Genomic DNA, 4,431 nt, shown 5'->3' with positions numbered 1-4,431 from the left:
CGCCCGGCGCTTGAGGGCATTGAAAAAACGCCGGGGCAATCGGTTCACCCGATTGCCCCAGGAGGTGGGGCCCGATCCGCTGTCGCCGGGACAGGCCACGTGCTAGACTCGCGGCCGTTTTTCCGTAACCTCTCGGGTGAGCCCATGACGACGGCGTCCTTGCCCCTTGATCCGGACCGCCCCCCTCCCTCGGCGGTTCGCACCGTCCTGGGCCCGCTGGGCCGCGCCTTTCATGAACTGCTGGCCTTGTCCTTGTTCGTCAATCTGACCGCGCTGGCCTCGCCGGTGTTCGTGCTCCAGATCTACGACCGGGTTGTGTATCACCATGGGCTTTCAACCCTTCAGGGGCTGGTCCTGGGCATGGCGATGCTGCTGTCCTTCGATTTCATCATGCGCCAGGCGCGCACGCGCATCATGCAAACCGTGGCCCTGCGCCTGGAGATCGACCTGGGCCGGCGCGTGTTCGAGAAGCTGAACGCGCTTCCCTTGCGCGTTTTGGAGGAACGCCCGGCCGACGCATGGCAGCGCCTGTTTCGCGACGTGGACGTGGTGCGCAACACCGTGTCGGGCGCCGCCGCCTTGCTGATCTGCGATCTGCCCTTCACCACCTTTTTCCTGATCATGGTGTTCTTGCTGGCGCAGCCGGTGGGGTGGGTCCTGGTCACGGCTTTCGGGGTGTTCGTGGGGCTGGCCATCCTGTCGGGGCGCGCGATCCACAAGGCTTCGATGCACGAACGCGACAGCGTGGGCGGGCGCGACGGTCTGCTGGGCGAGGTCCTGCGCGGGCGGACCACGGTCAAGGCCCTGGCGCTGGAGCGCTCCCTGGCGCCCGAGTACGAACGCCTCCTGGCCACCCAGGTGGCGGGCTCGATCCGGCGCGGCGGCCTGGTCGATCGCTACACCAACCTGGGTCTGGTGCTGTCGGTCAGCACCTCGGTGGCCATGACCACGGTGGGGGCGCTCGCGATCATGGATCAGGCGATGACCGTGGGCGGGCTGGTGGCGGCCAACATGCTGGGCGGGCGGCTGCTGGCGCCCTTGAATCAGTTAATGGGCAGCTGGCGGACCTTCGCCGGGTTCCGGCAATCGATGCGCCGGCTTGATGCCTTCCTGGGCCTGCCCGAGGATCGCCGCACCCAGGCTCTGGCTCTCGCGCCGCCGTCGGGGCGCCTGCAAGCCGAGGCGATCACGTTTCGCTACAAGCCCGACGGGCCGCCGCGCCTGGAAGGGGTGAGCCTGACCATCGAACCGGGCGGCATCACCGCCCTGGTCGGGCCCAACGGCAGCGGCAAGACCACCTTCCTCAAGGTGCTTTTGGGCCTCTATCCCCCGGCCGAGGGGCGTGTGCTGCTGGATGGGGCCGACGTGGCCCAGTTCACCCGCGCCGAGTTGGCGGGGTGGGTGGGCTACCTGCCCCAGGAGATCGTGCTGTTCGAGGGCACCATCCGCGACGCCATCGCCATGGGCCACCCGGACCTGGACGACGAGGGCGTGGCGGCGGCCGCGCGCGCCGCCCAGGTCCACGAGATGGTCCTGGATCTGCCCGATGGCTACGCCACCCGGATCGGCGAGGGCGGGCGGCTGCTGTCGGGGGGCATGCGTCAGCGCGTGGCCCTGGCCCGCGCCCTGGCCGGCACGCCGCCCGTCTTGCTGCTGGATGAGCCTTCGTCGAGCCTGGATCGCCTGGCCGAGGAAGGGCTGGCCCACACCCTGGCCGAGCTGGCGCGCACCCGCACCGTGGTGGTGGTCAGCCACAGTCCGCTGCTGCTCTCGCGCTGCAAAAGCGTGGTCGTCATGCAAAAAGGCCGGATCGCGGCGCACGGGCCGGCGGGCGACATCCTGCCGCGCCTGTTTCCCTCCCGCCGTCCGGGGGAGCGGTCGTCATGAACGAGTTTACGCCTCCCCTGGCGCCGTCTCCCGAGGCAGGCAGCCCGCTTCCCGCGCCGACCCCTTCCCCGCCGCCCTCTCCGCCTTCTTCCGGGCGCACGACGCGCGAACGCAAGGCCGAGGCGGGCGCCCCCCCCACCCTGGACGGCCTGCTGGCCCGCCATCCCCTGCCGACGTGGAAGGGGCCGGCGCGGGTGGTCATGGTGTTGCTCGCGGTGCTGATCGGCTGGGCGTCCCAGGCCCGCCTCGACGAGGTGGCCACCGCCCCGGGCGAGGTCGTGCCCGAAGGCAAGACCAAGATCATCCAGCATCTGGAAGGGGGGATTCTCACCGATCTTTACGTGGAGGAAGGCGACGCGGTGGAGGAGGGGGCCCCCCTGATCCGCCTCGCCCTGTCCACCACCTCGATGAGCCGGCCCGAGATCGAGGCCCGCCTGGATGGCCTGGCCCTGACCCTGGCCCGCCTGCGTGCCGAGGCCGACGGCGGGCCGCTGGCCTTCCCGTCCGACGTGGCGGCGCGCCGGCCGGTCCTGGCCGCCAACGAGTCCGCCACCCACCAGGCCCGTCTGTCAGAGTTGCAAAGCACCCTCAAGGTTCTGGCCGAACAGAAGGTGCAGCGGTCCAACGAGGTCCAGGAGCTGCAAGCCCAACTGGAAGCGGCCAAAGCCAGCCTGGCCATCACCCAGAAGCGCTTCAACATCTCGGCCGGGCTCCTGCGCGACGGTCTGACCCACCAGCTGGCGCATCTGGAAATCTCGGCCCAGCTGGAGGACCTGAAGGGCAAGATCGACGCCCTGACCCCGGCCATCGCCCGCACCGAGGCCGCGTTGGGGGAAGTCCTGGAGCGTGAGCGCGAAACCGCCCTGTCGTTCCGCCGCGAGGCCCGGGAGAACATCGGCGACGTGGAACGCGAAATCGTCCAGCTCAAGGACCGCCTGTCGCGGGCCGAGGATCAAGACGAGCGCACGTTGATCCGCAGCCCGGCCAAGGGCATCGTGAAAAACATCAAGCACACCACCCACGGCGCCGTGATCAATCCGGGCGAGCCGATCATGGAAATCGTCCCGGTCGAGGATGTGCTGGTGGTCGCCGCGCGCCTCAACCCGGTCGATCGCGGCTACGTGACCGAGGGGCAGAAAGCCACGGTGAAGGTGACGACCTACGATTACGCTCGCTACGGCGGCCTGGACGGCACCGTGACCCTGGTCGCGCCCGATACCACGGTGGATGAAAAGGGGCTCGCCTATTACCGGGTGATGGTGCGCACCGAAAAAACCTACCTGGGCGCCACGGCCGGGCAGTACGAGATCAAGCCGGGCATGGAAGCGATCGTGGACATCCACACCGGGACCCGCACCGTGGTGGAATACCTGGTTCGTCCGGTCTTGAAACTGCGCCACGAAGCCTTCCGCGAGCGCTGAAGCCAGGACCGGGGCGTCCCGGAGGAAGGCGCGGGGAGGAAGGCGCGGGGAGGAAGGCGCGGAACCGGGGCCCCGGGGGGAGAGGATCCCGGGGGCCCGGTCCAGTGTCCGTCCGTTTCACGTTGAAGCGGACAGACACTGGATCTCTTTGTTTGAGTTTGTCTTTTCGGGAAAAGAGGCCCCCGCTTTTCCCTGACAAACTCTAGCGGCGCGAGCGGGGGTCAGGCCCGCTTGCGCCCGGTGATCATGGCCCGCACCAGGTTTTCCCGGTGCGCGAGGCTGGAGGTCACGACGCCCGTGACATGCAGGGCAATCAGAACCAGCATCAGATTGGCGAAGAACTCGTGCGCCTCTTCCATCGCGCTCTCGCGGTGGGAGCCCTCGTGCCCGCGCTTGCCGTCGTGATCGTCGTCGGCGCGCGCGGTGCCGATGAACAGGCCTGATGCGGGTTCGGCGCTGGCCGTGGTGGTGTAAAAGGGCGCGAGGGGGCCCTGGTGCTTCTCCTGGGCCAGCACCACCATCCCGGTCCAGGTGGTGGCGATCAGGCAGGCGAGCAGCGCCAGGACCATGGCCCCTCCGGCCGGGTTGTGGCCGATATAGCGCGGGCTGCGTCCGGACGCCGTGCCACCCAGATAGGCGAACACAGCCCCCGGTCCCTTGACGAAATCACTGAACCGGGCGTGCGGCGAGCCGATGAACCCCCAGATCACCCGGGCGATGATCACGATCGCAATGCCGTATCCGGCCAGGGTGTGCAGTCCCATGACCTCGTCACCCGAGGCATAGGCCGCGGCAAAGGCCACGACCAGGAACCAGTGCCCATAGCGCACGATGGCATCCCAAACCGGTATCTCGCGCGGTTCGGAAGAAGGCGTAGGCGATGTCTCCATAGGTTAAACCCTCCAGGCCAGGCAGGCGGGGGCGGACACCAGCGCCGCCTCCGGAAAGCCAGACCCTGCCGGGGCGGCCATGAACCGGGCATGAGGGGGGCGTTCATCGTTGGTTCATGCGGGGAGGGGGGGGGAGCTTTCGGGCGCTTTGGCGCGCGTGTTGGGTTTTCGGGCGCTTTAGCGCCCGGTGGGCTGCCGCCCACACCCGCCCGGGGCGATGCCCCGGAGCCCCC

At 68.9% G+C, this 4,431-nt stretch carries 3 protein-coding genes; 2 read left to right on the top strand and 1 reads right to left on the bottom strand.

Annotated elements, in window-relative coordinates:
- Positions 1 to 144: 144 nt before the first annotated feature.
- Positions 145 to 1,887 (top strand): peptidase domain-containing ABC transporter, encoded by a 1,743-nt coding sequence (locus ROR02_RS15990; RefSeq protein WP_147165046.1) that lies wholly within the window; start codon positions 145 to 147, stop codon positions 1,885 to 1,887.
- A complete protein-coding gene (locus ROR02_RS15985; protein ID WP_147165045.1) occupies positions 1,884 to 3,308 on the top strand; it encodes an HlyD family type I secretion periplasmic adaptor subunit in 1,425 nt (474 codons plus the stop codon). The genes ROR02_RS15990 and ROR02_RS15985 overlap by 4 nt, the downstream gene beginning before the upstream one ends.
- Before the next feature lie 221 nt (positions 3,309 to 3,529).
- On the opposite strand, the gene ROR02_RS15980 is transcribed toward ROR02_RS15985, so the two are convergent.
- Positions 3,530 to 4,198: a cytochrome b/b6 domain-containing protein gene (locus ROR02_RS15980; RefSeq protein WP_147165044.1), complete on the bottom strand. Its 669-nt coding sequence runs from the start codon at positions 4,196 to 4,198 to the stop codon at positions 3,530 to 3,532.
- Positions 4,199 to 4,431 lie beyond the last annotated feature (233 nt).

Source organism: Pararhodospirillum oryzae (assembly GCF_007992075.1).
Classification (GTDB): domain Bacteria; phylum Pseudomonadota; class Alphaproteobacteria; order Rhodospirillales; family Rhodospirillaceae; genus Pararhodospirillum; species Pararhodospirillum oryzae.
The sequence above is the reverse complement of the archived record's forward strand: the minus strand, read 5'-3'. Positions and strand labels throughout refer to the sequence as shown.